The sequence below is a fragment of the Ottowia sp. genome, assembly GCF_046348305.1.
GTDB lineage: Bacteria > Pseudomonadota > Gammaproteobacteria > Burkholderiales > Burkholderiaceae_C > Ottowia.
Genome location: NZ_JAXMEM010000006.1, coordinates 26080 through 50512, shown reverse-complemented (window position 1 = coordinate 50512; position 24433 = coordinate 26080). Strand labels below are relative to the sequence as shown.

Sequence of the window (24433 nt, the reverse complement as noted above, 5' to 3'; positions counted from 1 at the left end):
CACTGCGGTGCGAGCCCGCTTCGGAACGGCCGTGCGCGGGCTCATGCCTTGGCTCCCTTGACGACGTGACCGCGCATCGAAGGGCGGTCGTAGAAGTCGGCGCCATCGAGGTCGGCCACGGTGCCGATGTCCTTGTCGCCGCGGCCCGACAGGCACACCAGAATGGACTGGTCGGAGCGCATGGTGGGCGCCAGCTTGAGCGCATGGGCAAAGGCATGGCTGGATTCAAGCGCGGGGATGATGCCCTCGATGCGGCACAGGTGATGAAAGGCCGCCAGTGCCTCGGCATCGGTCGCGCCCACGTACTCGGCGCGGCCGGTGTCTTTCAGCCACGCGTGCTCGGGGCCCACGCCGGGGTAGTCCAGGCCGGCACTGATGCTGTGCGTCTCGGTGATCTGGCCGTTGTCGTCCTGCAGGATGTAGGTGCGGTTGCCGTGCAGCACGCCGGGGCTGCCGCGCTCCAGACTGGCCGAGTGGCGGCCAGAGTCCAGGCCTTCGCCGGCGGCTTCCACCCCGATCAGGCGCACCTGCTCATGCGGGATGTAGGGGTAGAAGATGCCCATGGCGTTGCTGCCGCCGCCCACGCAGGCCAGCACCGCGTCGGGTTGCCGGCCGTGGGTCATCTCGGGCATCTGCGCCAGGCATTCGGTGCCGATCACGCTCTGGAAGTCGCGCACCATCATCGGGTAGGGGTGCGGCCCGGCCACCGTGCCGATGATGTAGAAGGTGTTGTCCACGTTCGCCACCCAGTCGCGCATGGCTTCGTTCAGCGCGTCCTTCAGCGTCTTGCTGCCCGATTCAACCGGCACCACGGTGGCGCCCAGCAGCTTCATGCGGTAGACGTTGGGGCTTTGGCGCTTGACGTCTTCGCTGCCCATGTAGACCACGCATTCCAGCCCGTAGCGCGCGCAGATGGTGGCGGTGGCCACGCCGTGCTGGCCGGCGCCGGTCTCGGCGATGATGCGCGGCTTGCCCATGCGGCGCGCCAGCATGGCCTGGCCGATCACGTTGTTGATCTTGTGCGCGCCGGTGTGGTTGAGGTCTTCGCGCTTGAGGTAAATCTGCGCGCCCCCCAACTCGCGGCTGGTGCGTGCGGCGTGGTAGATGGGCGAGGGGCGGCCCACGTAGTGCGCCAGCTCGTACTGGAATTCGGCCAGGAAGTCCGGGTCGTGCTGGTATTTGGCGTAGGCGTCTCTCAGCTCGTTGATGGCGAAGGTGAGCGTCTCGCTGACAAAGCTGCCGCCGTAGCGGCCGAAGTGCCCGCTGGCGTCGGGCTGGTGATAGTCGGTCATGATGGTTTGATTCCTGCAAAGAGCGCATCGGCCGCATGCACGGCGGCGACAAAGCGCATGATCTTGTCGGCGTCCTTGATGCCCTTGATGGGCTTGCCATCGGGACCATCGGCTTCGACGCCGGAGGAGACGTCAACCGCGAGCGAGTGCCCGCGGCCGCGCAGCGCGGCCAAGCCAGCGCTCACGTTTGCAGGTGTAAGCCCACCAGACAAGACGAGGTGAGCGGGAACGTTTGGTGGTAGCAGTGACCAATCGAATGTCTTTCCGCCGCCGCCGTAGCCATCGACCTGTGCGTCCAGCAGCAGGGCTTGGGCGGCGCGGTAGCGTGAGGCAAATTCTAGCAAGCCCGAGCCCTGGGCGGGATCGAGCGGCAGGCGCGCTGCACGCCAGAAGGGGCAGCGGGCGCGCTGCGCGGCGGCCAGGCAGTCGGCCGGCGATTCATCACCATGAAACTGCACGATAGCCGGCGCCACGCCTGCGCAAGCAGCTTCTATTTCTGTAGCGTTGGCGTTGACGAACAACAGCACCGGCGTGACCAGCGGCGGCAGGCGTCGTGCCAGCTCGGCCGCGCGCGCGGCCGTCACGTGGCGCGGACTCTTGGGGTAGAGCACGAAACCGACGGCATCCACCCCGGCCGCCACGGCTGCGTCCACGTCCTGCTCGCGTGTCAGGCCGCAGATCTTGATGCGGGTGCGCGGTGCAATTGCTTCATTCATGGAAGCCAATCATAGGCCGCGGTGCGCTCCGGCAGGCCCCAGTGGGGGGCATAGACGGGCCCGCGAAAGTACAGGCCGTCCGGCGCGAAGGTGGGGGCTGCGGCGTCGCGGTCGCGCGCCTGCAGCACCTCGCGCATCCAACCCGGCGGCTGCAGACCCTGGCCGACGGCGATCAGGCAGCCCATGATGTTGCGGATCATGTGGTGCAGGAAGGCGTTGGCCTCGAAATCGAAGCGCCAGTACGCGCCGCGCTGCTCGATGGTGATGGGAGCCAGTTGCTTGATGGGCGAGGGGGCTTGGCAGATGCTGGCGCGAAAGGACGTGAAGTCGTGCTCGCCTTGCAGGTGCGCGGCGGCGGCGCGCATGGCGTTGCCGTCCAGCGGGCGAAAGCTCCAGCCCACGCGGGCCGCGTCCAGGCTGGGCCGCACGGGCGATTGCAGCACGATGTAGGTGTAGCGGCGCGCCAGTGCGCTGGCGCGGGCATGGAAGTCGGCGGGGACCGGCCGCGCCCACTGCACGGCGATGTCCGGCGGCAGGTAGCGATTGGTGCCGCGCACCCAGGAGAAGGGCTCGCGCTGCACGTCGGTGTCGAAATGCACCACCTGCATCAGGCCATGTACGCCGGCGTCGGTGCGGCCGGCGCACAGGGTATGCAGGGCTTGGGTGGAAAACTGCTGCAGGGCGCTTTCAAGCCGGTCCTGCACGGTCTGGCCGGAGGGCTGGCTCTGCCAGCCGTGATAGTGGGTGCCGGCGTAGCTGAGTCCGAGGGCGAGTCTGGCCATGGGGGTATTGTGGCCGCCTGCACGGGCCAAAAAAACGGCGCCACCAAGGCGCCGCGGAAGGTCAAACGAGAATCCGCGCCTGGGTCAGAGTTCTCCCAGGAAACGCTCCGCGCGAACCTTGAGCGCGCCCGTGGCCTCGGCAACCACCTCGCCGGCCAGGGAGCGTGCACCGTCGATGTCGCCGATGGCGCGGAACTCCTGCGCCAGCGCCAGCTTGGTGGACAAGGGATTGTCGTCGGCGTCTTCAAACTGCTCGGTCTTCACCTCGGCGCCCGAGCGCGAATCGGGATCGACCGACAGGGCGCTCATGTCAAAGTCGATCATGCCCGAGTTGGATGCGGGGGCGGGGGCTGGAGTTGGGGCGGGGGTTGGCGCGGGCGCCGACTTGGCAGACACCGGCGCGGGCGCCGATGTGCCTTGCAGCTGGGACGGGGGCGCGAAATCCATGCCCAGGTCCAGATCGACGAACTCGCTGTCGGCCTTGACGGGTTCGGGCGTGCGCTCGAGCGCCTGGCGGGCCGAGGGCGTGGTCGCAGCCGCGGCAGCCAAACCGCCCGCGACGGTCGCCGTGACTGCCGCAGCCGCCGGCGCCGCAGCCTTTGCCACGCTGCCGGCCGCCTGGCGGACCGAGTCGCCCAGGTCCAGGTTCAGGTCCAGCGGCGAGCGCGCGGTGTCGGTGCGGTCCTTGCTCAGGATGACCTGGGCGGTCTGCGGTTCGGTGTCGGCGCCGAACTGGCGCCGCCCGGTTGTGGGCGCAACCTTGGAGATGGGCTTGCCGCCCGGCTTGTACAGGGGGTTGTTGGGGTCCAGCTCGGCGCCCAGGCTGGCGATGGCCTGCCAGTCGGGGCCGCTGCCGTCGGTCAGGGGATGGGCTTCGGAGGCGATGGCTTCCAGGGCGCGGGCGTCGCGTCGCTTGGCGTAGATCTCGGCCAGCTTGCGGTGGATGGACACGCGGCCGGGGTGGGTGAGCAGGGCTTCCTTCAGGATTTCCTCGGCCTGCATGTCACGGCCGTAGGCCAGGTACACATCGGCTTCGGCCACTGGGTCGACGTCGCCGGCCGCATCGAGCTGACTGGGCGAGTACGCCATGGACGAGGAGCCACTGGCACGTTCCTTGGTGTTGACCTGCTGGCCGCCGCTGGCGCCGAAGAAAGAGTCGGGCTGCAAGCGGCTTTCGATGAATTCGCTGTCGCGCGCGGCGTCCTTGCTCTTGCGCTGGCGCGAGCGGTAGACACCGTACCCCGCCAACAGGGCGATCAGGCCGGCACCCGCGATGGGCAGCAGCGGGTTCTCGGTCAGCGTGTCGAGGAAGGACGGCTCGGCCGCGGGCGCGGGGGCTGCCACCGGCGGTTTGGGTTGAGCCGGGGCGTTGGCGGCCACCGCCGGCGCCTCCGATGCGCTGGCTTCGGGCGCGGACGCGCTGTCGGCTGCGGGGGCCGCACTGGCCTCGGTGGCGGGTTCGGACGCCGCGGCCATTGCAGCGGGCGCTGCATCGGCCGTGGCTGCGCTGGCGGTCGGCGCTGCGGCGACGGGCGTTGCCGAGGCGGAAGGGGCGGCGGGCACGCTGGGTGCGCCGGCTGCGATCGGCACGTTCAATGCCGGCACGGCGCTGCTGGCAGCTGGCGCGGCGGCCGCGGGGGCGCTGGCGGCGTTCTTCAAGCCGGCGAGCTCGTTCAGGTTTTTCTTCAGCTCGGCGACCCGGTCGGCTTCTTCCTTGGCCTGGCGCGTCTGCGCGGTCTGGGTTTCGGCGCCGCTGGCGGCACCCGCCTTGGACAGGGTGAGGCGGTCGGGCGCGGGCGCTGGCGCCTTGCTGTCCTGCACCTGGGCTTGCACGGTCCCACTGGTGCTTTGGCCGCTGCCGCCTGCCGCCGGGGTGGCCGTGGCGTTTTGGGCAACCGCGCTGCGGTAATTGTGGAAGTCGCGGCTTTGGGCCACGACGGCGCGGCGGGCCGCTGGCCTGGAAGTCGCCTGGGCCTGCTCGGCCGTGGGCAGTTGCAGCACGGCGCCCGACTTCATCAGGTTGACGTTGCCGCGAATGAAGGCATGCGGATTGGCCTGCAGCAATGCCACCAGCATCTGGTCGAGCGAGACGCCGTCGATGGCGTGCGCAGCGGCAATGCGCCCGGCGGTGTCACCGCGCTGCACGGTCACCTGCTCGCCGCTGCCGGAACTGGCGGCTGCGGGCGCGGGTCTGGGTGCGCTGCGCGTTGGTGCGGGTGCGGGTGCGGTGGCAGCGCGGCTGGGTGCGATTTGTTCGGCAACCGCGGGCTTTTCTGGCGCCGCGGCGGCTTGGGCCGGCGTGGTGACGACGGCCGGTGCGGCTTCGCGGGTGGGCGGGTCGAGCAGCAGGGTGTAGTCCCGCACGATGCGGCCGTTGGCCCAGTTGGCCTCGATCACGACGCCGACGTAGGGCTCGTTGATCGGGCGCGTGCCGACGATGCGAAGGTAGGCTTGTCCGTTGGCGCGGCGCTGCAGCGTGACGCGTGCCCCAGCCAGCGCGGGGCTGTACTCGACGCCGGCGGCGCGAAACGCCTGGGGCGAGGCCATGTTGGCCTGGAAGGTTGACGCTTCTTCCGACGAGATTTGTGGAATCTCGACCTCGGCGCGCAGCGGCTCGCCCAGCGCCGAGCGCACGGCAATGGCGCCCAGTGCGACGGCTTGCGCATCCAGGCTGATCGACAGCAGCGCAAGCGCGGTGGCCGAGGCCAGAGCGGCCTTTTTCAGGAGGGGGAAGCCCGCCGCGCGTGCAGGCGCCGAAATTCCCTCTCGATCATTGACAGTGTTCTTGTGCATGGCTTGTTGGAGGCAGGGAGTTTCCCGCCAGTACAGACTTGAAAATCGACGTTAACATCAACGTATTGGGCTGACAAGCTGATACGCCTCTCAAACGCGGACACAAGTTCAAAGTGCCTCAGCCCGTGGCTTGGATGTTGTCAGCAGACAACGCACGCTGGCTTGATGCCGCCCCCGTTTCGCGCAGGGGCGCCGGCGCGGGCTCAGCGCTCCAGCAGGATGCGCAGCATGCGGCGCAGCGGCTCGGCCGCGCCCCACAGCAGTTGGTCGCCGACGGTGAAGGCGCCCAGGTATTCGGAGCCCATGGCCAGCTTGCGGATGCGGCCCACCGGGATGCGCATGGTGCCGGTCACGGCCACGGGCGTCAGCTCTTTCATCGTGGCCTCCCGGGTGTTGGGCACCACCTTCACCCATTCGTTGTCGGCGGCAATCATGGCCTCGACGTCGGCCACGGGCACGTCCTTCTTGAGCTTGAAGGTCAGCGCCTGGCTGTGGCAGCGCATGGCGCCCACGCGCACGCAAAAACCGTCGACCGGGATGGCGGGGCTGCCAAAACCCGGGCCCAGGCCCATGATCTTGTTGGTCTCGGCCATGCCCTTCCATTCTTCCTTGGACATGCCGTCGCCCAGGTCCTTGTCGATCCACGGGATCAGGCTGCCGCCCAGCGGCACGCCGAAGTTGGCGGTTTCGCCGGCCGACAACGCGCGCTGCTTGGCAATGACCTTGCGGTCGATCTCCAGGATGGCGCTTTTGGGGTCATCCAGCAGGTTGCGCACCTCGGCGTTCAGCGTGCCGTATTGCGTCAGCAGCTCGCGCATGTGCTGCGCGCCGCCGCCGCTGGCCGCCTGGTAGGTCTGCGTGCTCATCCATTCGACCAACCCCGCCTTGTACAGCGCGCCCACGCCCATCAGCATGCAGCTGACGGTGCAGTTGCCGCCGATCCAGTTGTTGCCGCCCCTGGCCAGCGCGTTCTTGATGACCGGCATGTTGACCGGATCGAGGATGATGACCGCGTCGTCCTTCATGCGCAGGGCCGACGCGGCGTCGATCCAGTGGCCCTTCCAGCCCGCGCCGCGCAGCTTGGGAAAGACGTCGTTGGTGTAGTCGCCGCCCTGGCAGGTGATGATGATGTCGCACTTTTTCAGTGCGTCGATGTCGTGCGCATCCTTCAGCGTCTTTTCGTTCTTGGCCATGGCCGGCGCTGCGCCGCCGGCATTGGAGGTGGAGAAGAACAGGGGCTCGATCAAGTCGAAGTCCTTTTCCTCTTGCATGCGATCCATGAGGACCGAGCCGACCATGCCGCGCCAGCCGACCAAACCAACCAAACTGCTCATTTTCTAGCCCTTTAACAAGTGAAAAACCGGTCAACGGCCACACTGCTCGCCCGGCTCGTCTGGCCAGGAAGGGCGCGCGACGAGCCAAGGCTGGATCAGCCGGTCGTCTTTTTGGTGATGATTGCACATGCCGCCACGCCAGCCGAGGCGGCGGTGATGTTCTGGATGAACGTATCGGCGGCAAACATGCCTTGGCATTGTACCGGAGTCCCGCCATTCGCCGCTGGCGTTGGGATACGCGGCCACCATCCTCGGCTACAGTTGCCGCTTGCCTTGCCAGCCCAACATGCCCACATCCCTGCTGATGTCCAAGAATCGCCTCGAAGCCCTTTCGGACGGCATCTATGCCGTGGCCTTGACCCTGCTGGCGCTCGATCTCAAGCTGGCAGCCTTGCCCGAGGCCAGCAACGCGAGCTTGGGCGCCGAGCTTGAAAACCTGCTGCCCAAGGCGCTGATCTGGCTGCTGGCCTTCTGGGTGACGGCGCTGTTCTGGCTGGCGCAAAGCCGCACGTTGCGCCAATACGACGAACTGGACAAGCCGGCCATGATGATCGAGCTGACGCAGCTGGCCCTGATCACGCTGCTGCCGTTCACCTGCAGCCTGATGGCCGAACACGGCGACCTGGGTACGGCCGCGCTGGTCTACAGCTTGCACCTGACCTTGTTGGCCGTGCTCTCCTGGCTGCGCATCGCGCGGCTGTTGCGCACGCCCGCATTGCGCAGTGCCGACGGGTTCGACGAGCCGGCGGCACGGCTGCAACTGCAACGTGCCGTGGTGGTGGTGCTGTGTGCGCTGGTGACCGTGGCGCTGGCGTGGTGGCTGCCGGCGTGGAACATGCTGGCCATGCTCGGCATCGTGCTGCACCGCCGTGCCAGCGCAACGCCCGGTGCCGCCCGGGCATAGCGCGCGCTCAGGCCAGGGCGCGCACCACCGCGTCGCCCATCTGCACCGTGCCGACCTTGGTCGTGCCTTCGCTGTAGATGTCCGGCGTGCGCAGGCCTTGGGCCAGCACCTTTTTCACGGCGGTCTCGATGCGGTCGGCGGCCTCGGCCTGATTCAGCGAAAAACGCAGCATCATCGCCGCCGACAGGATGGTGGCCAGCGGGTTGGCCACGCCCTTGCCGGCGATGTCCGGGGCGCTGCCGTGGCTGGGCTCGTACAGGCCTTGCTTTTTGTCGTTCAGGCTGGCCGAGGGCAGCATGCCGATGGAGCCGGTCAGCATGGAGGCCTCGTCGCTCAGGATGTCGCCGAACATGTTGCCGGTGACGATGACGTCGAAGGCCTTGGGCGCCTTGACCAGCTGCATGGCGGCGTTGTCCACGTACATGTGCTGCAGCTCGACGTCGGGGTAGTCCTTGTGGGTCTCGATCACCACGTCCTTCCAGAACTGGAAGGTTTCCAGCACGTTGGCCTTGTCGACGCTGGTGACCTTTTTGCCACGCTTGCGGGCCGCCTCGAAGGCGACGCGGGCGATGCGCTCGACTTCGGGGCGCGAGTAGCGCATGGTGTCGAAAGCTTCCTCGCTGCCCGGAAAGTGGCCGTCGACGGCGGTGCGCTTGCCGCGCGGCTGGCCGAAGTAGATGTCGCCCGTCAGCTCGCGGATGATGAGGATGTCCAGGCCCGCCACCAGCTCGGGCTTGAGACTGGAGGCGCCGACGAGCTGTTCGTAGCAGATGGCGGGGCGGAAGTTGGCGAACAGGCCCAGGTGCTTGCGCAGACCCAGGATGGCCTGCTCGGGGCGCAGGGGGCGATCCAGCTTGTCGTACTTCCAGTCGCCCACGGCGCCGAACAGGATGGCGTCGGCGCTCTTGGCCAGATTCAGGGTGGACTCGGGCAGCGGGTGGCCCGACGCTTCGTAGGCGGCGCCGCCGACGGGGGCGGTTTCCATCTCGAACTTCAAGTCCAGGGCCTTCAAGACCTTGACGGCCTCGGCGACGATTTCCGTGCCGATGCCGTCACCGGGGAGAACTGCGATTTTCATGACTCGTATACTATTGGATTTGTAGCTGCTCACGATTGATTGAAGCGCGCTGGCGGGTTATTTGGCTTGAAATCGTGGGGTGCCCACTCGCCCTGCGCGGAGGATGGGTGCCCGGCCTTGCGCAGGTTCAACCCAGGGTGCCGAGCGTATGCGCCAGCCAGGGCTTGGCGGCCAGGCGGCGCGCCTCGAAGGCCTTGATCTCGTCCTGGTGGCGCAGCGTCAGGCCAATGTCGTCCAGCCCGCCCAGCAGGCAGTGCTTGCGAAACGGTTGCACGTCGAAGGCGATTTCGCTGCCGTCGGGTTTGACGATGACCTGGCGCTCCAGATCGACGGTGAGCTGGTAGCCGGCAAACGCGTTGACTTCGTCGAACAGCTTGCCGATGACGGACTCGGCCAGCACGATGGGCAGCAGGCCGTTCTTGAAGCAGTTGTTGAAGAAGATGTCGGCAAAGCTGGACGCCAGGATGGCGCGAAAGCCGTACTGCTGCAGCGCCCAGGGCGCGTGCTCGCGGCTGGAGCCGCAGCCGAAATTCTTGCGCGCCAGCAGGATGGAGGCGCCGGCATAGCGCGGCTGGTTCAGCACGAAATCGGGGTTGGGCTTGCGCGCGGCCGGGTCCATGCCGGGCTCGCCGTGGTCCAGGTAGCGCCACTCGTCGAACAGGTTGGGACCAAAGCCGGTCTTCTTGATCGACTTGAGGAACTGCTTGGGGATGATGGCGTCGGTGTCGACGTTCTCGCGGTCCAGCGGGGCCACCAGGCCCTTGTGCACGGTGAATTTTTCCATGGCGGGGCAGCGGTCCTCTTACTTGTCGGCGGCGCGCTCGATGGCGCCGCCGGCTTTTTGCACGTCCTGGCCCATGCCCTTGACGGTGTTGCAGCCGGCCAGCACAAAGGTCAGCGCGAGGGCGAGGAGGGTGGCGGTCTTGGTCATGATGGCTCCTTGGGTTGTGTCAGGCAAATTGGCGGATATCGACGAAATGACCGTGCACGGCGGCGGCGGCGGCCATGGCGGGGCTGACCAGGTGGGTGCGCCCACCGGCGCCCTGGCGGCCTTCGAAGTTGCGGTTGCTGGTGGAGGCGCAGCGCTCGCCGGGCTCCAGCCGGTCGGCGTTCATGGCCAGGCACATGCTGCAGCCGGGCTCGCGCCACTCGAAGCCGGCAGCGGTGAAAATTTTGTCCATGCCCTCCGCCTCGGCCTGCTGTTTGACCAGGCCCGAGCCCGGCACCACCATGGCCAGCTTGACGTTGGACGCCACCCGACGGCCTAGCTTCTTGACCACGGCGGCGGCGGCGCGGAGGTCCTCGATGCGGCTGTTGGTGCAGCTGCCGATGAAGACCTTGTCGATCACGATGTCGCTGATGGCCTTGTTGGGCTGCAGGCCCATGTAGGTCAGGGCGCGCTCGATGGCGTGGCGCTTGCTGGCGTCCTTTTCCTTGTCGGGGTCGGGCACGCGGGCGTCGATGCCCACGACCATCTCGGGGCTGGTGCCCCAGCTCACCTGCGGCACGATGGCGCGCGCGTCCAGCTCGACCACGGCGTCGAACTTCGCATCCGCATCGGTGTGCAGCGTGCGCCAATAGGCCACGGCCTGATCCCACTCGGGCCCGCCGGTGAACTTGCCGCTGACCAGGTCGGTGCCGGGCGCCATCGGGCGGCCACGGACGTAGTCGATGGTCTTGTCATCGACCGCCACCAGGCCGGCGCGCGCGCCCGCCTCGATGGCCATGTTGCACACCGTCATGCGGCCTTCCATCGACAGGTCGCGAATCGCCTCGCCGGCAAACTCGATGGTGTAGCCGGTGCCGCCGGCGGTGCCGATCTTGCCGATGATGGCCAGCACGATGTCCTTGGCGGTGATGCCGGGCGCCACGTGGCCGTTGACGCGAATCAGCATGTTCTTGGCCTTCTTGGCCAGCAGGGTCTGCGTGGCCAGCACGTGCTCGACCTCGCTGGTGCCGATGCCGTGGGCCAGCGCGCCAAAGGCGCCGTGGGTGCTGGTGTGGCTGTCGCCGCAGACCACGGTCATGCCGGGCAGGGTGGCGCCGTTCTCGGGCCCGATCACGTGCACGATGCCCTGGCGCTGACTGAGGAAGGGGAAGAAAGCCGCCGCGCCGGTGCTCTTGATGTTGGCGTCCAGCGTGGTGACTTGCTCCTTGCTGATGGGGTCCTCGATGCCGTCGTAACCACGCTCCCAGCCCGTCGTCGGGGTGTTGTGGTCGGCCGTGGCCACCACGCTGCTGGTGCGCCAGACCTTGCGGCCGGCTTGGCGCAGGCCCTCGAAGGCCTGCGGGCTGGTGACCTCGTGCACCAGGTGGCGGTCGATGTAGAGGATGGCGGTGCCGTCTTCTTCGGTGTGGACGACGTGCTCGTCCCAGATCTTGTCGTACAGCGTGCGGGCGGACATGGTGGGGAACAACTTCCTTGGTGGGTTTGAAATTTTATGCGGCGGCGGCATCGCCGGTCAGGTGCTCGACCAGCGCGCGGGCGGTGACGGGCAGGCTGTCGAAGTCGCGCGCGACGAGGCTGATCTGGCGGCGCGCCCAGGCGTCTTGCAGGGGGATGCAGCGCAGCGGGCTGGCGCCGTGGATGAGCTCGAAGGCGCGCTGGGGCATCACGCCCACGCCCAGGCCATTGGCGATCATGCGGCACATGGCGTCCAGCCCCGTCACGCGAATGCGCAGGCGCACGCTGCGCCCGGCCAGCGCCGCGGCCTGGTGCATGGCCAGGGCGATCGAGCTGCCGGCGTTCAGGCCGACGTGGTCAAAGTCCAGCGTGTCTGCAAAATCAATGGCAGGCGGCGCATTGGGCACGAGGGCTGGCGGCGCAATCAGGGCCAGGCGGTCTTGCCGATAGGGCCGCAGCTGCAAGCCGCCCTGAGCGCTGCCGGCGTGGCAGATGCCCAGGTCGGCGGCGCCCTCCATCACGGCGCGCTCGACCGCCGAGGACAGGTGCTCCTCCAGGTCGATCTTGACCTGGGGATGGCTGTGGATGAAGCGGCCCAAGTCCTCGGGCAGGAACTGCACGATGGCCGACATGCTGGCGTGCATGCGCACGTGGCCGCGCACGCCGCTGGCGTATTCGCGCAGGTCGCCGTGCAGCTGATCCAGGCCAAACAGCACGCTGCGGGCGTGGTGCAGCAGGCTCTGGCCGGCGGGCGTCAGCGTGACGCCGCGCGCCTGGCGATAGAGCAGGGCGGCGCCCAGCGTGCTTTCGAGCTCGGCCACGCGCTTGCTGACGGCCGAGGCGGCGATGCGCTCGCGCTGCGCCGCCTGCGCGATGGCGCCCGTCTCCGCCACGGCCACGAAGAGCTGCAGCGAGGTCAGATCGATGGGGCGATCCAGGGGACGGGCCGGGGCGGACATGGGTTGGCGCGGGTGGTGTCAGGTATCGTGTATTGCGTTGGCTTGGTGAATTATTACCCATATTTTGCGTTTTGACATCGCAAATGGAGATGTTTTGATCGGGGTGATGGCGAGCGCGCCTTTTGTCCCCGCCCACTGTGGGCGGATTTGTGGAAAAGACCTGGAACAAGTCCGCCAAGCCGCGCCCCGCTTGGCTTGGCGGACGATGCCTCAATTTTCAGCGGCGCGGCAGCGGGGGCCTGCCGTGCGGAAATTGTTCAGCGCGTGCCTTACCATTCGCGCCCTGATTCGTGGGAGAAAACTGCATGTGGGCATCGGCCTTGTTGTGTTGGGTGCCCATGGTGAGCGACGGTGATTCGCTCAAGGTGCGCTGCGAGCCGGGGCAGGGTCCGCGCACGCTCACCCTGTGCGTGGCCCAGATCGATGCGCCCGAGCTGCGCCAGGCTTTTGGCCGTCAGTCACGCCGGGCCCTGGCCGCCCTGTGCCAGCGCCAGCGTGCGCGGGTGGAGGTGCTAGAGCAGGACGTTTCTGGCCGCTCGGTGGCGCGGGTGCAATGCCAGGGCGTGAACGTGGCCCAGGCCCAGGTGCGCGCCGGCATGGCCTGGGTGGCGCCCGGCTATGTGCGGGGTGATGGCGGCCTGCAGGCGCTGGAGCGCCAGGCCCGCCAGCGCCGGGTGGGGCTGTGGGCTCAGCCGCGCCCCACGCCGCCCTGGGCCTATCGCCACCGCCGCTCGCGCTGAAGGTGCTGGCGCTTTAGCCCACCATGGCGCGGTAGTAGTTGGGCAGGGCAAAGAGCGCGCCGTGCAGCTCGGCGTTGTAGAGCTGCAGGCGCGTGATGCCGCGCTGCGCCAGGCGCTCTTGCACGGCGGCGGCGCTCAGCGCCTTGGGGCGCAGGGTGTCGGACGCCACCGCCAGGCCCCAGTAGGCGCCGTACAGCGGGATGTACAGGCCGAAGGGGCTGACCTGGGTGAAGCGCGCGCTCAGGCGGGCCAGCAGGGTGCGCACCTGCTCGGGGTGGAACACGGGGCTGCCCAGGTGCAGCACCAGCGCGCCGCCCGGTGCCAGCGCGCGCTGCATGCGCGCCAGCGCGGCGGGCTCGTACAGGGCGCTGGCGGGGGTGTCCGGGTCGGTCAGGTCCATCAAAATCAAATCGAACTGGCCGGGGCAGTGGTCCACATAGGCCATGCCGTCGCCGATTTCGATGCGCACGCGGGGGTCATCCAGCGCGCCGCGGTGCACCGATTGCAACTGCTGGCGCGCTAGCTCGACGACCTGCGCGTCCAGCTCGGCGATCACCACCTCGTGCACGCTGGGGTGCTTGAGCAGCTCCTCGGCCGCGCCGCCGTCGCCGCCGCCGATGATCAGGCAGCGCGCGGGCGCGGGGTGGGCGATGGCGGCGGGATGCACCAGGGCCTCGTGATAGAAAAATTCGTCCTTCTCCGAGGTCATGAAGCGGCCGTCGAGGCGCAGCACCCGGCCAAAGCGCGGCGTGTGCAGCAGCTCCAGCGACTGGTGCTCCGAGCTCTGGCGCTCCAGCACCGTGCCGCGAAAGCTGAAGGCGGCGGTGGGCGAGAGGGCCTCGACGATCCAGCCTTCCTCCTCGGGCGCGGGCGAGGCCTGTGGCGCGGACGCGCTGATGTCGCCACGCAGCAGGCGGTTGCGCACCACGCGCTGGGGTTGATAGGCCTGGACCATGCCTTCCAGCAATTGGCTGGCCTTGGTGGAGTTGTCGGTGGAGAAATTGCAGACGTAGACGTCGAGCGTGACGTTGCCGGTCTCGGGCCAGGTGTGGATGGCCAGGTGCGATTCGGCCAGCAACAGGGTTCCGGTTACGCCACCGGGCTGGCCTTGCCATTCGGGAAACTGGACCCAGCAGTCGTCCACGCGGGTCAGTCCGGCAGCCTCGGTCTGCGCGCGGCACAGGTGGGCGATGGCGTCGGGGTCGACCATCAGGAGCGGCGCGCATTGGCACGCATACAAATCAGCGGTCAGGTGCAAACCTTGCACGTCGTTCACCTCCTCGCAAACAGGGCGACTGGCCGGCCCGATCGAGCCGCCTCACGGGTCAATGTATCCCAGTTGCCGCCGCGCGCATGCCGGGCTCTGGAATCGGCTTGGTCATGAAAAAACCGCGCCAAGGGAACCCCCTTGGCGCGGCTTGTTGCGATGCGCGGGTGCTCAGGCGGCAACGCCCTTGGCGACTTCGGCGTATTCCTCGATCTGGTCGAAGTTCATGTAGCGATAGACGCTGTCCTTGTTGGCATCGACCACGCCGATTTCCCTCAGGTATTCCTCCTTGGTGGGCAGCTTGCCCAGGCGGGACGCGATGGCGGTCAGCTCGGCCGAGCCCAGGAACACGTTGGTGTTCTTGCCCAGGCGGTTGGGGAAGTTGCGGGTCGATGTCGAGATGACCGTCGCGCCCTCATGCACCTGGGCCTGGTTGCCCATGCACAGGCTGCAGCCGGGCATCTCGGTGCGCGCACCGGCCGTGCCGAAGGCTGCGTAGTGGCCTTCCTTGATCAGCTCGTTCTGGTCCATCTTGGTGGGCGGGGCAATCCACAGCTTGGTCGGGATGTCGCGCTGGCCGCCCAGCAGCTTGGCTGCGGCGCGGAAGTGGCCGATGTTGGTCATGCACGAGCCGATGAAGGCTTCGTCGATCTGGGTGCCGGCGACTTCGGAGAGGAACTTGGCGTCGTCCGGGTCGTTGGGGCAGCAGACGATCGGTTCCTTGATCTCGTTCATGTCGATCTCGATCACGGCGGCGTACTCGGCGTCCTTGTCGGCTTCGAGCAGCTGGGGGTTGGCCAGCCAGGCCTCGACCTTCTCGATGCGGCGCGCCAGGGTCTTCGCATCTTGGTAGCCCTCGGCAATCATGTTCTTCATCAGCACGATGTTGCTGGTCAGGTACTCCTTGATCGGCTCGGGGCCCAGCTTGATGGTGCAGCCAGCGGCGGAACGCTCGGCGGACGCGTCGGACAGTTCAAAGGCTTGTTCCACCTTCAGGTCCGGCAGGCCTTCGATCTCCAGGATCTTGCCCGAGAAGATGTTCTTCTTGCCGGCCTTGGCCACGGTCAGCAAACCGGCCTTGATGGCGTACAGCGGAATCGCGTGCACCAGGTCGCGCAGCGTCACGCCGGGCTGCAGCTGGCCCTTGAAACGCACCAGCACGGATTCAGGCATGTCCAGCGGCATCACGCCCGTGGCGGCGCCGAAGGCCACCAGGCCCGACCCTGCCGGGACGCTGATGCCGATGGGAAAGCGCGTGTGCGAGTCGCCGCCCGTGCCCACGGTGTCGGGCAGCAGCAGGCGGTTGAGCCAGCTGTGGATCACGCCGTCGCCCGGGCGCAGGGCCACGCCGCCGCGGTTGCTGATGAACTGGGGCAGCTCGCGGTGGGTCTTCACGTCCACGGGCTTGGGGTAGGCGGCGGTGTGGCAGAAGCTTTGCATCACCATGTCGGCCGAGAAGCCCAGGCAGGCCAGGTCTTTGAGCTCGTCGCGCGTCATCGGGCCGGTGGTGTCTTGCGAACCCACGGTGGTCATCTTGGGCTCGCAATAAGTCCCGGGACGAATGCCCTGACCTTCGGGCAGACCGCAGGCGCGGCCCACCATTTTTTGCGCCAGGGTGAAGCCGGCCTTGGATGGAGCCGGGGCTTGCGGCAGACGGAAGGCGGTGGAGGCGGCCAGGCCCAGGAACTCACGCGCCTTGGCGGTCAGGCTGCGGCCGATGATGAGGTTGATACGGCCGCCGGCCTGCACCTCGTCCAGCAGCACTTCCGATTTGAGAGCAAAGTCGGCAATCTTCGCGCCGGCCTTCTCAATTTTCCCTGCATAGGGGTAGATGTCGATGACGTCGCCCATTTCCATCTTGCTCACATCGACCTCGATGGGCAGCGAGCCTGAATCCTCTTGCGTGTTGAAGAAGATGGGGGCGATCTTGCCGCCCAGCGTGACGCCGCCAAAGCGCTTGTTGGGCACGAAGGGAATGTCCTGGCCCGTAGCCCAGATGACGCTGTTGGTGGCCGACTTGCGCGAAGAACCCGTGCCGACCACATCGCCCACGTAGGCGACGACGTGGCCCTTTTTCTTCAGGTCCTCGATGAACTGCATGGGGCCGCGCACACCGTCCTTTTCAGGCTTGAAGGCTGCGTCGGGGCGCGTGTTCTTGAGCATCGCCAGGTAGTGCATGGGGATGTCGGGACGCGTGGTGGCATCGGGCGCGGGCGAGAGGTCGTCGGTGTTGGTCTCGCCCGGCACCTTGAAGACGGTGACAGTGATTTTTTCTGCTACCTTGGGGCGGCTGGTGAACCATTCGGCGTCGGCCCAGCTTTGCATCACTTCCTTGGCGCGGGCGTTGCCCGCCTTGGCCTTGGCCGCCACGTCGTTGAAGTAGTCGAACATGAGCAGCGTTTTCTTGAGCGCCTCGGCGGCTTGCGGTGCCACCTCGGCGTCGTCCAGCAGCTCGATCAGCGGGTGCACGTTGTAGCCGCCCACCATGGTGCCCAGGAGCTCGGTAGCGCGGGCCCTGCTGATCAGGCCCACTTGGATGTCGCCATGCGCCACGGCGGCGAGGAAGGATGCCTTGACCTTGGCCGCATCGTCCACGCCCGGGGGCACGCGGTGGGTCAGCAAGTCCAGCAGGAACTCGGCCTCGCCGGCCGGCGGGTTCTTGATGAGTTCGATCAGGTCGGCCACCTGCTTGGCGTCCAAGGCCAGAGGGGGGATACCCAGGGCGGCGCGTTCGGCGGCGTGGGCGCGGTAGGCTTGCAACATGGCGTCTTCCGAATGGATGGAGTGAAAAGGGATCGATGCACGCACACCGGGCTTGGGTGCGTGCGGCAGCGCTCGGGTCAGCGCTTGGGTTCGTCGAACAGCGTGGGTTGGGGTCTGAGCTTCAGCTGCGCAGCCACTTCGCGCTGCTCCGGCGTGGTGCAGTCGTCGGCAATGCGCTGTCCCAGCTTCTGGTTCATCAGCATCGACTTGTTGCCCAACTGCAGCCACATGGCGCCGGCGCGGTTGTCTTCCATGCGAACGGCACCCGTGCGGCTCTCCACCGGGTGCATGTAGTAGTGCTGCTTGCCGGAGGACACGCGGAAGAAGCCTGGGTTCTTTTCGTCCGCCGTGACGGTGACGTGCGCGCCCAGTTCGCAGGGAATTTCGCCGGTCTGGATGGTCTTGGCAATGGCCAATTCGTCATCCGTCAGGCGATCGCTCAGTGACTGCACGGGCGTCTCCGTTTCAACGGCCTTGGCGGTCTTGGCGGGCACGCCCTTCTTGGTCACATGCTTCTTGGCAACGACCTTCTTGGCGGCAGAAGCCGACTTGGCCGACGCCGCCGGCTTGTTGGTTGCGGCGGTGGCGCTGGATTGGGCATGGGCCATTCCCATCGACAGGGACAGTACGCCGAGGGCAATGATCGATAGGGACTTCATGATTTGCATCCTTGAGGAGTCGATCCGAAAAGGGAAGGGGGAGAGCAGGGTCTGGCGCCTGGTCAGAACCAGGCCAGGGTGGATGCCGGCAGGGGTCGGCCTGTGGCGTGGGCACGCACCAACACTTGCCAGAAGTGGCGGTAGCTGGCGCGGTCGTGCAAGGCGCCACCATGACTGATGGGCGCCCAGTCGGCTTGCGCGGCAGCCAGCAGGATGGCGGCCGCGGTGTCGATCTGCCGCTCGTCGGGGGCAAAGGCCTCCAGGATCGGGCGGATCTGGCTGGGATGGATGCTCCACATGCGGGTGAAGCCGAAATCGCGCGCGGCCCGGCGGGCCGCCGCTCGCAGCGCCGCCGTGTCGTTGAACTCGGTCACCACGCAGTGCGAGGGCACCTTGCCGAAGGCGTGCGCGGCGGAGGCGATCTCGAGCTTGGCACGCACCACCAGCGGTTGCGTGAACTGCGCCTGGGCGCCCATGCCGTCGGCCGCAATGGCGCCGGCGTGCGCGGACACGAAGTCCATCAGGCCGAAGCTGAGCGACTGCACGCGCGCCAGCGCGGCGATGTCAAAGGCGCGGTGCACGGCGTGCGGCGATTCGATCAGCACGTGCAGGGGCAAGCCGGCAGGGTGGTATCGCAGCAGTACCTTTTCGGCCTGCTGCACGTCGGCCACCGATTCCACCTTGGGAATCATGATGTGCGTCAGGCGATGCCCGGCCTGGCCGGCGATCTGGCGCAGGTCTGCCTCGAACGCGGGGTGATCCACCGGATGCACGCGCACGGCCACGCGCGCACCCGCGGGTGCGGCCAGGACCAGTTCGGTGACGAGCGCGGCATGCTCGGCTTCGCCACCGACCGGGGCGCCGTCTTCGCAGTCGAGCGTGACGTCAAACACGCAGGTGCCGAACTCCGCCGTCATCTCCGCCTGCAACTGCAGGCTCTTGCGCATGCGCGCCTCCACCCCGCTGTAGTGGTCGCACACCGGTAGCACCACGGCGCCGGCCTGTGCTTGCTGGAGGATGTCGCGGGGATGCATGGGGAGGTTGAGCGTTGGGCGTTCAGCGTTGCAAGTTGAGCGAGGGGCGGCCTCTGAAATCCGCCCAACGCCAAGCCTGAATACCTCAGAGCAGGTGCTTGACGCCGTCTTTTTCGCCCTCGAGCTCGGCCAGCGTCTTGTCGATGCATTTCTGGCTGAACGCGTCGATCGGCAGGCCCTCGACCACCTTGTACTCGCCGTTCTCGCAGGTGACGGGAAAGCCGAACATGGTGTCCTTGGGGATGCCGTACCAGCCCTGCGAGGGGATGCCCATGGTCACCCATTCGCCTGCGGTGCCCAGCGCCCAGTCGTGCATGTGGTCGATGGCGGCGTTGGCGGCGCTGGCGGCAGACGACAGGCCGCGCGCATCGATGATGGCGGCGCCGCGCTTGCCCACGGTGGGCAGAAACACGTTCTCGTTCCAGTCCTGGTCGTTGATCATGTCCTTGACGCTCTGGCCATCGATGGTGGCAAAGCGGTAGTCGGCGTACATGGTGGGCGAGTGGTTGCCCCACACGCACAGCTTGCGGATGTCGGCCACGGCCTTGCCGGTCTTTTCGGCGACCTGGCTGAGCGCTCGGTTGTGATCCAGTCGCAGCATGGCGGTGAAGTTCTTGGCGGGCAGGTCGGGCGCCGACTTCATGGCGATGTAGGCGTTGGTGTTGGCCGGGTTGCCCACCACCAGCACCTTGACGTTGCGCGAGGCCACGGCGTTGAGCGCCTTGCCTTGGGCGGTGAAGATCTGGGCGTTGGCGGCCAGCAGGTCGGCGCGCTCCATGCCGGGGCCGCGCGGGCGGGCGCCCACCAGCAGGGCGTAGTCGATGTCCTTGAAGGCGGTCATCGGGTCGCTGTGCGCCTGCATGCCCACCAGCAGCGGAAAAGCGCAGTCCTGCAATTCCATCATCACGCCCTTGAGCGCCTTCTGGGCCTTCTCGTCGGGGATCTCGAGCAGTTGCAGGATGACCGGTTGATCCTTGCCCAGCATTTCGCCGGAAGCGATGCGAAACAGCAAGGCATAGCCAATCTGACCTGCGGCGCCGGTGACGGCCACGCGAACGGGTTTTTTGCTCATGAAAAAATCTCCAGACGATGGATAAAAGAAAGCCAATGTCGCGGCCGTTCGCGCCCAAGGGGTAAACCCGTAGATGCGCCCATGCGAACAACTGTCAAGTGTAGCGTCGAATGAGTGACACGGTCAATTGATCTTATGTCTTATATAAGATATGATTGACACGTTCTTACACACGGACGACGCGTTTCGTCCCCTCGTCACCATGGCCGCTGCTTCACATTTGTCCACCGCCCTTGCCGCCGATGCGCGCGACGAGCCTGGCGGCGCGGCCATGGCGGGGCCGGCCCCCGCGTTCAGCCCGCTCTACCAGCAGATCAAGCAGCTCATCCTGCAAGGCTTGCAGCACGGCGAGTGGCGGCCGGGCGAGGTGATTCCCAGCGAGTTCGAACTGGCCGCGCGCTACAAGGTCAGCCAGGGCACGGTGCGCAAGGCCATTGACGAATTGGCCGCCGAGCATCTGCTGGTGCGGCGCCAGGGGCGCGGCACTTTCGTGGCCACCCATGCCGAGCAGCAGGTGCAGTACCGCTTCCTGCGCTTGCATCCGGACCAGGGCGCCGTCGACGGCGAAGGCCCGGCGCAGCGCGATTTCGTCGATTGCCGGCGCGCACGCGCCAGCGCCGACGTCGCCCGTGCGCTGGGCTTGCGTACCGGTGACTCGGTGCTGCAGTCGCGACGCCTGCTGCGCTTTGGCGGCGTGCCCACCATCCTCGAGGACTTGTGGCTGCCGGGCGGCCCCTTCAAGGGGCTCACGGCCGAACGGCTGATGGACTATCACGGTCCGATGTATGCGCTGTTCGAGTCCGAATTCGGCGTACGCATGGTGCGCGCCGACGAGCGGATCCGCGCGGTGTTGCCCGATGCGGCGCAGGCGCGCTTGCTCGCGGTCGATGCCTCGACACCGCTGCTGAGTGTGGAACGCATTGCCTACACCTACAACGACGTGCCGATGGAGTTGCGCCGCGGTCTGTACCGGACCGACACGCACCACTATCGAAACCAGCTCAATTGATCGCGCCCAGTCTTCACACGCTGCGCGCTGCTGCGCCTTCGCCCTTCAAGGGGGCGTCGCCGGTGGCCGGTGGAAATCGGTTGATGCAGGGTCAAGACCCAAGGCAAGCACGAGCGCCTGCTGCATTGCAATAGAATTTGCGCACCCCACCGTCAGAAATTACAACGCAGTTACACCATCGCACGAGGGTATCCCATGAGTGAAGTCTCCAAACCCCGCCCCCAATACCGCAACCTCAATCTGTTCACCGACGTGCGGACCTATCGCCTGCCCTTGGCGGGTCTGGTGTCCATCCTGCATCGCGTCAGCGGATTTCTGATGTTCGTGCTGCTGCCGTTCATCATCTGGTTGTTCGACAAGTCCATCTCCTCCGAGATCTCCTTTGGCCAGTTCAGCGCGGCTTTCAGCGCCGGGCTGTGGATCTTTCCGGGCTGGTTCATCAAGCTTGTCGTGCTGGCACTGATCTGGTCATACCTGCATCACCTGTTTGCCGGTGTGCGCCACCTGTATCTCGACGTCTCGCACCGCACCACCAAGGAGTTCGGCCGCCATTCCGCCGCGACGGTGCTGGTGGCCAGCCTTGCGTTGACGGTGATCCTGGGCGCCAAGCTGTTTGGCCTGTACTGAGTCAAGAGAACGAGGAAGAACGACATGTCTGCAACCTATGGCTACAAGCGCACCGTGGTGGGTGCGCATTACGGATGGCGCGATTTTCTGGTGCAGCGCATCAGCGCCGTTTTGATGGCGGTGTTCACCCTGTTGGTGCTGGTGCAGGTGCTGTTCACCAAGGGGCCCATCGGCTACGACGTCTGGGCCGGCATCTTTGCTGCGCAGTGGATGAAGGCACTGACCTTCGCCGTCATCGTGGCGCTGCTGTGGCACGCCTGGATCGGCATGTGCAGCATCTGGTACGACTACGGCAAGCCCGCCGGCCTGCGCCTGCTGCTGCAGGCCGCCACCATCGTCTGGCTGGTGGCTTGCGGAGGCTGGGCCGTGCAGGTGCTTTGGCGTCTGTAGGGCGCCGCGCGCGTCCGATCACGGCCCAGGTCAATCCCACGAATTCATTCAAAAAACGACCATGAGTTACACCAAGGAAAACACTGCCGTTCGCAAGTTCGACGTCGTCATCGTCGGCGCGGGCGGCTCGGGCATGCGCGCCTCGCTGCAACTGGCGCGTGCCGGCCTCAACGTCGCCGTCCTCTCCAAGGTCTTTCCCACCCGCTCGCACACCGTGGCGGCGCAGGGCGGCATCGGCGCCTCGCTGGGCAACATGAGCGAGGACAACTGGCACTTTCACTTCTACGACACCGTCAAGGGCGGCGACTGGCTGGGCGACCAGGACGTGATCGAGTTCATGTGCCGCGAGGCGCCGCACGTGGTGTACGACCTCGAGCACATGGGCATGCCCTTTGACCGCAACGCCGACGGCACGATCTACCAACGTCCCTTCGGCGGCCACACCGCCAACTATGGCGAAAAGCCCGTGCAGCGCGCCTGTGCCGCGGCTGACCGCACCGGCCACGCCATGCTGCACACGCTGTACCAGCAGAACGTGGCGTCCAACACCACCTTCTTCGTCGAGTGGATGGCACTGGATCTGATCCGCGACGCCGACGGCGACGTGGTCGGTGTCACGGCGCTGGAGATGGAAACCGGCGACCTGTACGCGCTGCACGCAAAGGCCGTGCTGCTGGCCACCGGCGGCGCCGGTCGCATCTTCGCCGCCAGCACCAACGCCTACATCAACACCGGCGACGGCCTGGGCATGGCCGCGCGCGCCGGCGTTCCGCTGCAGGACATGGAGTTCTGGCAGTTCCACCCCACCGGGGTGGCCGGCGCGGGCGTGCTGCTGACCGAAGGCTGCCGGGGCGAGGGCGCCATCCTGATCAACAGCGAGGGCGAGCGCTTCATGGAGCGTTATGCCCCGACCCTGAAGGACCTGGCGCCGCGCGACTTCGTTTCACGCTCGATGGACCAGGAAATCAAGGAAGGGCGCGGCTGCGGTCCCAACAAGGACTACATCCTGCTCAAGCTCGACCACCTGGGCGCCGACACCATCCACAAGCGCCTGCCCTCGGTGTACGAGATCGGCCACAACTTCGCCAACGTGGACATCACCAAGGAGCCGATTCCGGTGGTGCCCACCATCCACTATCAGATGGGCGGCATTCCCACCAACATCCACGGCCAGGTCGTGGTGCAGGCGGGGGGCGACGACAACCACGTCGTCAATGGCCTGTACGCGGTGGGCGAGTGCTCCTGCGTGAGCGTGCACGGCGCCAACCGCCTGGGCACCAACTCGCTGCTGGACCTGCTGGTGTTCGGCAAGGCTGCGGGCGACCACATCGTCGAATTCAACCGCCAGACGCCGCACCACAAGCCGCTGCCGGCCAATGCGCTGGATTTGACGCTGGCGCGGCTGAACCGCCTGGAAGAGGCCAACGAGGGCGAATACGCGCAAACCATTGCCAACGACATCCGCACCACCATGCAGACGCATGCCGGCGTGTTCCGCACCCAAGCCACGATGAACGAAGGCGTCGTCAAGGTGGCCGAGCTGCGCGAGCGCGTCAACAAGGTGGGCCTGAAGGATCACTCCAAGATTTTCAACACCGCGCGCGTCGAGGCGCTGGAGGTGGAAAACCTGATCGAGGTGGCGCAGGCCACCATGGTGTCGGCCGCCGCGCGCAAGGAATGCCGCGGCGCCCACACCGTGGAAGACTATGAACACCCGGCCGACCACCCCACCGCGCCGCTGGGGCGCGACGACGTCAACTGGCTCAAGCACACGCTGTGGCATGCCGAGACCAACAGCCTGACCTACAAGCCTGTGCGGCTCAAGCCGCTCACCGTCGAGACGATCCCGCCCAAGGTTCGCACGTTCTGAGCGCAACGGGTTCGAAGGATAAAAACACCATGCCAAAACGCACTTTCCAGATTTACCGCTACGACCCGGACAAGGACGCAAAGCCGTACATGCAGACCTTCGAGCTCGAGCTCGAAGGCCACGAGCGCATGTTGCTGGACGCCCTGATCAAGCTCAAGGCGCAGGATCCGACCATCGCCTTTCGCCGCTCGTGCCGCGAAGGCGTGTGCGGCTCCGACGCGATGAACATCAACGGCAAGAACGGCCTGGCCTGCCTGACCAACCTGCGCACGTTGAAGGACCCGATCGTGCTCAAGCCGCTGCCGGGCCTGCCCGTGGTGCGCGATCTGTTCGTCGACATGACGGATTTCTTCAAGCAGTACCACTCCATCAAGCCCTACCTGATCAATCCGACGCAGCCGCCGGAGACCGAGCGCCTGCAATCGCCCGAGGAGCGCGAAGAGCTGGACGGTCTGTACGAATGCATTTTGTGCGCCTGCTGCTCCACCTCGTGCCCCAGCTTCTGGTGGAACCCCGACAAGTTCGTGGGCCCGGCCGGCTTGCTGCAGGCGTACCGTTTCATCGCCGACAGCCGAGACCAAGCCACCAGCGAGCGTCTGGACAACCTGGACGATCCGTACCGGCTGTTCCGCTGCCACACCATCATGAACTGTGTGGACGTGTGCCCCAAGGGCCTCAAGCCCGCGGCCGCGATCAGCAAGATCAAGGAATTGATGGTGCGCCGCGCCATCTGAGCGCGG

Annotated in this window: 22 protein-coding genes; 7 read left to right on the top strand and 15 right to left on the bottom strand. The window is 66.7% G+C overall.

The genetic code is table 11. From position 1 onward, the window contains the following. Window positions 1-41: 41 nt before the first annotated feature. The 5 genes from trpB to asd all read right to left on the bottom strand — a co-directional run bounded on the left by trpB (window position 42) and on the right by asd (window position 6917). Window positions 42-1292 carry a tryptophan synthase subunit beta gene (gene trpB, locus U1F38_RS07955; RefSeq protein WP_409986526.1) on the bottom strand — a complete coding sequence of 417 codons (1251 nt, stop codon included), beginning with the start codon at window positions 1290-1292 and terminating at the stop codon, window positions 42-44. After that, the gene (locus tag U1F38_RS07950) at window positions 1289-2008 is read right to left on the bottom strand and encodes a phosphoribosylanthranilate isomerase (protein ID WP_409986525.1); all 720 of its coding nucleotides are present in this window, start codon (window positions 2006-2008) and stop codon (window positions 1289-1291) included. The genes trpB and U1F38_RS07950 overlap by 4 nt, the downstream gene beginning before the upstream one ends. Further along, window positions 2005-2790, bottom strand: coding sequence for a tRNA pseudouridine(38-40) synthase TruA (gene truA, locus U1F38_RS07945; RefSeq protein WP_409986524.1), 786 nt, complete (start codon window positions 2788-2790; stop codon window positions 2005-2007). Before truA ends, U1F38_RS07950 begins: the two co-directional genes overlap by 4 nt. An 84-nt stretch (window positions 2791-2874) precedes the next feature. Next, the gene (locus U1F38_RS07940; RefSeq protein WP_409986523.1) at window positions 2875-5583 is read right to left on the bottom strand and encodes a FimV/HubP family polar landmark protein; all 2709 of its coding nucleotides are present in this window, start codon (window positions 5581-5583) and stop codon (window positions 2875-2877) included. A 203-nt stretch (window positions 5584-5786) separates the two neighbouring features. After that, window positions 5787-6917 (bottom strand): aspartate-semialdehyde dehydrogenase, encoded by a 1131-nt coding sequence (gene asd, locus U1F38_RS07935; protein ID WP_409986522.1) that lies wholly within the window; start codon window positions 6915-6917, stop codon window positions 5787-5789. Between the two features lie 304 nt (window positions 6918-7221). On the opposite strand from asd, the gene U1F38_RS07930 reads away from it, so the two are divergent. Further along, window positions 7222-7821 carry a TMEM175 family protein gene (locus U1F38_RS07930; RefSeq protein WP_409986521.1) on the top strand — a complete coding sequence of 200 codons (600 nt, stop codon included), beginning with the start codon at window positions 7222-7224 and terminating at the stop codon, window positions 7819-7821. Between the two features lie 7 nt (window positions 7822-7828). Here the strand turns inward: U1F38_RS07930 and leuB are convergent, their stop codons facing one another. From leuB to U1F38_RS07905, 5 genes are all read right to left on the bottom strand, one after another. Further along, the gene (gene leuB, locus U1F38_RS07925; RefSeq protein ID WP_409986520.1) at window positions 7829-8899 is read right to left on the bottom strand and encodes a 3-isopropylmalate dehydrogenase; all 1071 of its coding nucleotides are present in this window, start codon (window positions 8897-8899) and stop codon (window positions 7829-7831) included. A 127-nt stretch (window positions 8900-9026) separates the two neighbouring features. Next, on the bottom strand, window positions 9027-9683 hold the full coding sequence (gene leuD, locus U1F38_RS07920) for a 3-isopropylmalate dehydratase small subunit (protein ID WP_409986519.1): 657 nt from the start codon (window positions 9681-9683) through the stop codon (window positions 9027-9029). Window positions 9684-9701: 18 nt separating this feature from the next. Next, window positions 9702-9830 (bottom strand): entericidin A/B family lipoprotein, encoded by a 129-nt coding sequence (locus U1F38_RS07915; RefSeq protein ID WP_409986518.1) that lies wholly within the window; start codon window positions 9828-9830, stop codon window positions 9702-9704. Between the two features lie 19 nt (window positions 9831-9849). After that, entirely contained in the window at window positions 9850-11304 is a 1455-nt protein-coding gene (gene leuC, locus U1F38_RS07910; protein WP_409986517.1) for a 3-isopropylmalate dehydratase large subunit, read from the bottom strand. Window positions 11305-11338: 34 nt separating this feature from the next. Then, a complete protein-coding gene (locus tag U1F38_RS07905) occupies window positions 11339-12262 on the bottom strand; it encodes a LysR family transcriptional regulator (RefSeq protein ID WP_409986516.1) in 924 nt (307 codons plus the stop codon). Between the two features lie 305 nt (window positions 12263-12567). Here U1F38_RS07905 and U1F38_RS07900 point away from each other — a divergent pair, with 305 nt between their 5' ends. Beyond that, a complete protein-coding gene (locus U1F38_RS07900) occupies window positions 12568-13002 on the top strand; it encodes a thermonuclease family protein (protein WP_409986515.1) in 435 nt (144 codons plus the stop codon). A 13-nt stretch (window positions 13003-13015) separates the two neighbouring features. Here the strand turns inward: U1F38_RS07900 and speE are convergent, their stop codons facing one another. The 5 genes from speE to U1F38_RS07875 form a co-directional block, all read right to left on the bottom strand. After that, complete coding sequence (speE, locus tag U1F38_RS07895; protein WP_409986514.1) at window positions 13016-14269, bottom strand: polyamine aminopropyltransferase; 1254 nt, start codon at window positions 14267-14269, stop codon at window positions 13016-13018. A gap of 171 nt (window positions 14270-14440) precedes the next feature. Next, window positions 14441-17032, bottom strand: a complete 2592-nt coding sequence (gene acnB, locus U1F38_RS07890; protein ID WP_409986513.1) for a bifunctional aconitate hydratase 2/2-methylisocitrate dehydratase — start codon at window positions 17030-17032, stop codon at window positions 14441-14443. A gap of 77 nt (window positions 17033-17109) precedes the next feature. After that, window positions 17110-17691, bottom strand: coding sequence for a hypothetical protein (locus U1F38_RS07885; protein WP_409986512.1), 582 nt, complete (start codon window positions 17689-17691; stop codon window positions 17110-17112). 62 nt (window positions 17692-17753) lie between these two features. Further along, complete coding sequence (locus tag U1F38_RS07880) at window positions 17754-18725, bottom strand: HpcH/HpaI aldolase/citrate lyase family protein (protein WP_409986511.1); 972 nt, start codon at window positions 18723-18725, stop codon at window positions 17754-17756. 85 nt (window positions 18726-18810) lie between these two features. After that, window positions 18811-19797, bottom strand: coding sequence for a malate dehydrogenase (locus U1F38_RS07875; protein ID WP_409986510.1), 987 nt, complete (start codon window positions 19795-19797; stop codon window positions 18811-18813). Between the two features lie 271 nt (window positions 19798-20068). Between U1F38_RS07875 and U1F38_RS07870 the strand changes: the two genes are divergently transcribed. From U1F38_RS07870 to U1F38_RS07850, 5 genes are all read left to right on the top strand, one after another. Further along, a complete protein-coding gene (locus U1F38_RS07870; protein ID WP_409986765.1) occupies window positions 20069-20806 on the top strand; it encodes a GntR family transcriptional regulator in 738 nt (245 codons plus the stop codon). Between the two features lie 195 nt (window positions 20807-21001). Continuing rightward, complete coding sequence (gene sdhC / locus U1F38_RS07865) at window positions 21002-21433, top strand: succinate dehydrogenase, cytochrome b556 subunit (RefSeq protein WP_409986509.1); 432 nt, start codon at window positions 21002-21004, stop codon at window positions 21431-21433. A gap of 24 nt (window positions 21434-21457) precedes the next feature. Beyond that, complete coding sequence (gene sdhD / locus U1F38_RS07860; RefSeq protein ID WP_409986508.1) at window positions 21458-21823, top strand: succinate dehydrogenase, hydrophobic membrane anchor protein; 366 nt, start codon at window positions 21458-21460, stop codon at window positions 21821-21823. Window positions 21824-21884: 61 nt separating this feature from the next. Next, on the top strand, window positions 21885-23693 hold the full coding sequence (gene sdhA / locus U1F38_RS07855) for a succinate dehydrogenase flavoprotein subunit (RefSeq protein ID WP_409986507.1): 1809 nt from the start codon (window positions 21885-21887) through the stop codon (window positions 23691-23693). 29 nt (window positions 23694-23722) lie between these two features. Continuing rightward, window positions 23723-24427, top strand: a complete 705-nt coding sequence (locus tag U1F38_RS07850; protein WP_409986506.1) for a succinate dehydrogenase iron-sulfur subunit — start codon at window positions 23723-23725, stop codon at window positions 24425-24427. Window positions 24428-24433: the final 6 nt, after the last annotated feature.

Coding starts and splice junctions, on each gene's coding strand:
- trpB (WP_409986526.1), bottom strand. CDS start 1,292: ATGACCGACTATCACCAGCCCGACGCCAGCGGGCACTTCGGCCGCTAC.
- U1F38_RS07950 (WP_409986525.1), bottom strand. CDS start 2,008: ATGAATGAAGCAATTGCACCGCGCACCCGCATCAAGATCTGCGGCCTG.
- truA (WP_409986524.1), bottom strand. CDS start 2,790: ATGGCCAGACTCGCCCTCGGACTCAGCTACGCCGGCACCCACTATCAC.
- U1F38_RS07940 (WP_409986523.1), bottom strand. CDS start 5,583: ATGCACAAGAACACTGTCAATGATCGAGAGGGAATTTCGGCGCCTGCA.
- asd (WP_409986522.1), bottom strand. CDS start 6,917: ATGAGCAGTTTGGTTGGTTTGGTCGGCTGGCGCGGCATGGTCGGCTCG.
- U1F38_RS07930 (WP_409986521.1), top strand. CDS start 7,222: ATGTCCAAGAATCGCCTCGAAGCCCTTTCGGACGGCATCTATGCCGTG.
- leuB (WP_409986520.1), bottom strand. CDS start 8,899: ATGAAAATCGCAGTTCTCCCCGGTGACGGCATCGGCACGGAAATCGTC.
- leuD (WP_409986519.1), bottom strand. CDS start 9,683: ATGGAAAAATTCACCGTGCACAAGGGCCTGGTGGCCCCGCTGGACCGC.
- U1F38_RS07915 (WP_409986518.1), bottom strand. CDS start 9,830: ATGACCAAGACCGCCACCCTCCTCGCCCTCGCGCTGACCTTTGTGCTG.
- leuC (WP_409986517.1), bottom strand. CDS start 11,304: ATGTCCGCCCGCACGCTGTACGACAAGATCTGGGACGAGCACGTCGTC.
- U1F38_RS07905 (WP_409986516.1), bottom strand. CDS start 12,262: ATGTCCGCCCCGGCCCGTCCCCTGGATCGCCCCATCGATCTGACCTCG.
- U1F38_RS07900 (WP_409986515.1), top strand. CDS start 12,568: ATGTGGGCATCGGCCTTGTTGTGTTGGGTGCCCATGGTGAGCGACGGT.
- acnB (WP_409986513.1), bottom strand. CDS start 17,032: ATGTTGCAAGCCTACCGCGCCCACGCCGCCGAACGCGCCGCCCTGGGT.
- U1F38_RS07885 (WP_409986512.1), bottom strand. CDS start 17,691: ATGAAGTCCCTATCGATCATTGCCCTCGGCGTACTGTCCCTGTCGATG.
- U1F38_RS07880 (WP_409986511.1), bottom strand. CDS start 18,725: ATGCATCCCCGCGACATCCTCCAGCAAGCACAGGCCGGCGCCGTGGTG.
- U1F38_RS07875 (WP_409986510.1), bottom strand. CDS start 19,797: ATGAGCAAAAAACCCGTTCGCGTGGCCGTCACCGGCGCCGCAGGTCAG.
- U1F38_RS07870 (WP_409986765.1), top strand. CDS start 20,069: ATGGCGGGGCCGGCCCCCGCGTTCAGCCCGCTCTACCAGCAGATCAAG.
- sdhC (WP_409986509.1), top strand. CDS start 21,002: ATGAGTGAAGTCTCCAAACCCCGCCCCCAATACCGCAACCTCAATCTG.
- sdhD (WP_409986508.1), top strand. CDS start 21,458: ATGTCTGCAACCTATGGCTACAAGCGCACCGTGGTGGGTGCGCATTAC.
- sdhA (WP_409986507.1), top strand. CDS start 21,885: ATGAGTTACACCAAGGAAAACACTGCCGTTCGCAAGTTCGACGTCGTC.
- U1F38_RS07850 (WP_409986506.1), top strand. CDS start 23,723: ATGCCAAAACGCACTTTCCAGATTTACCGCTACGACCCGGACAAGGAC.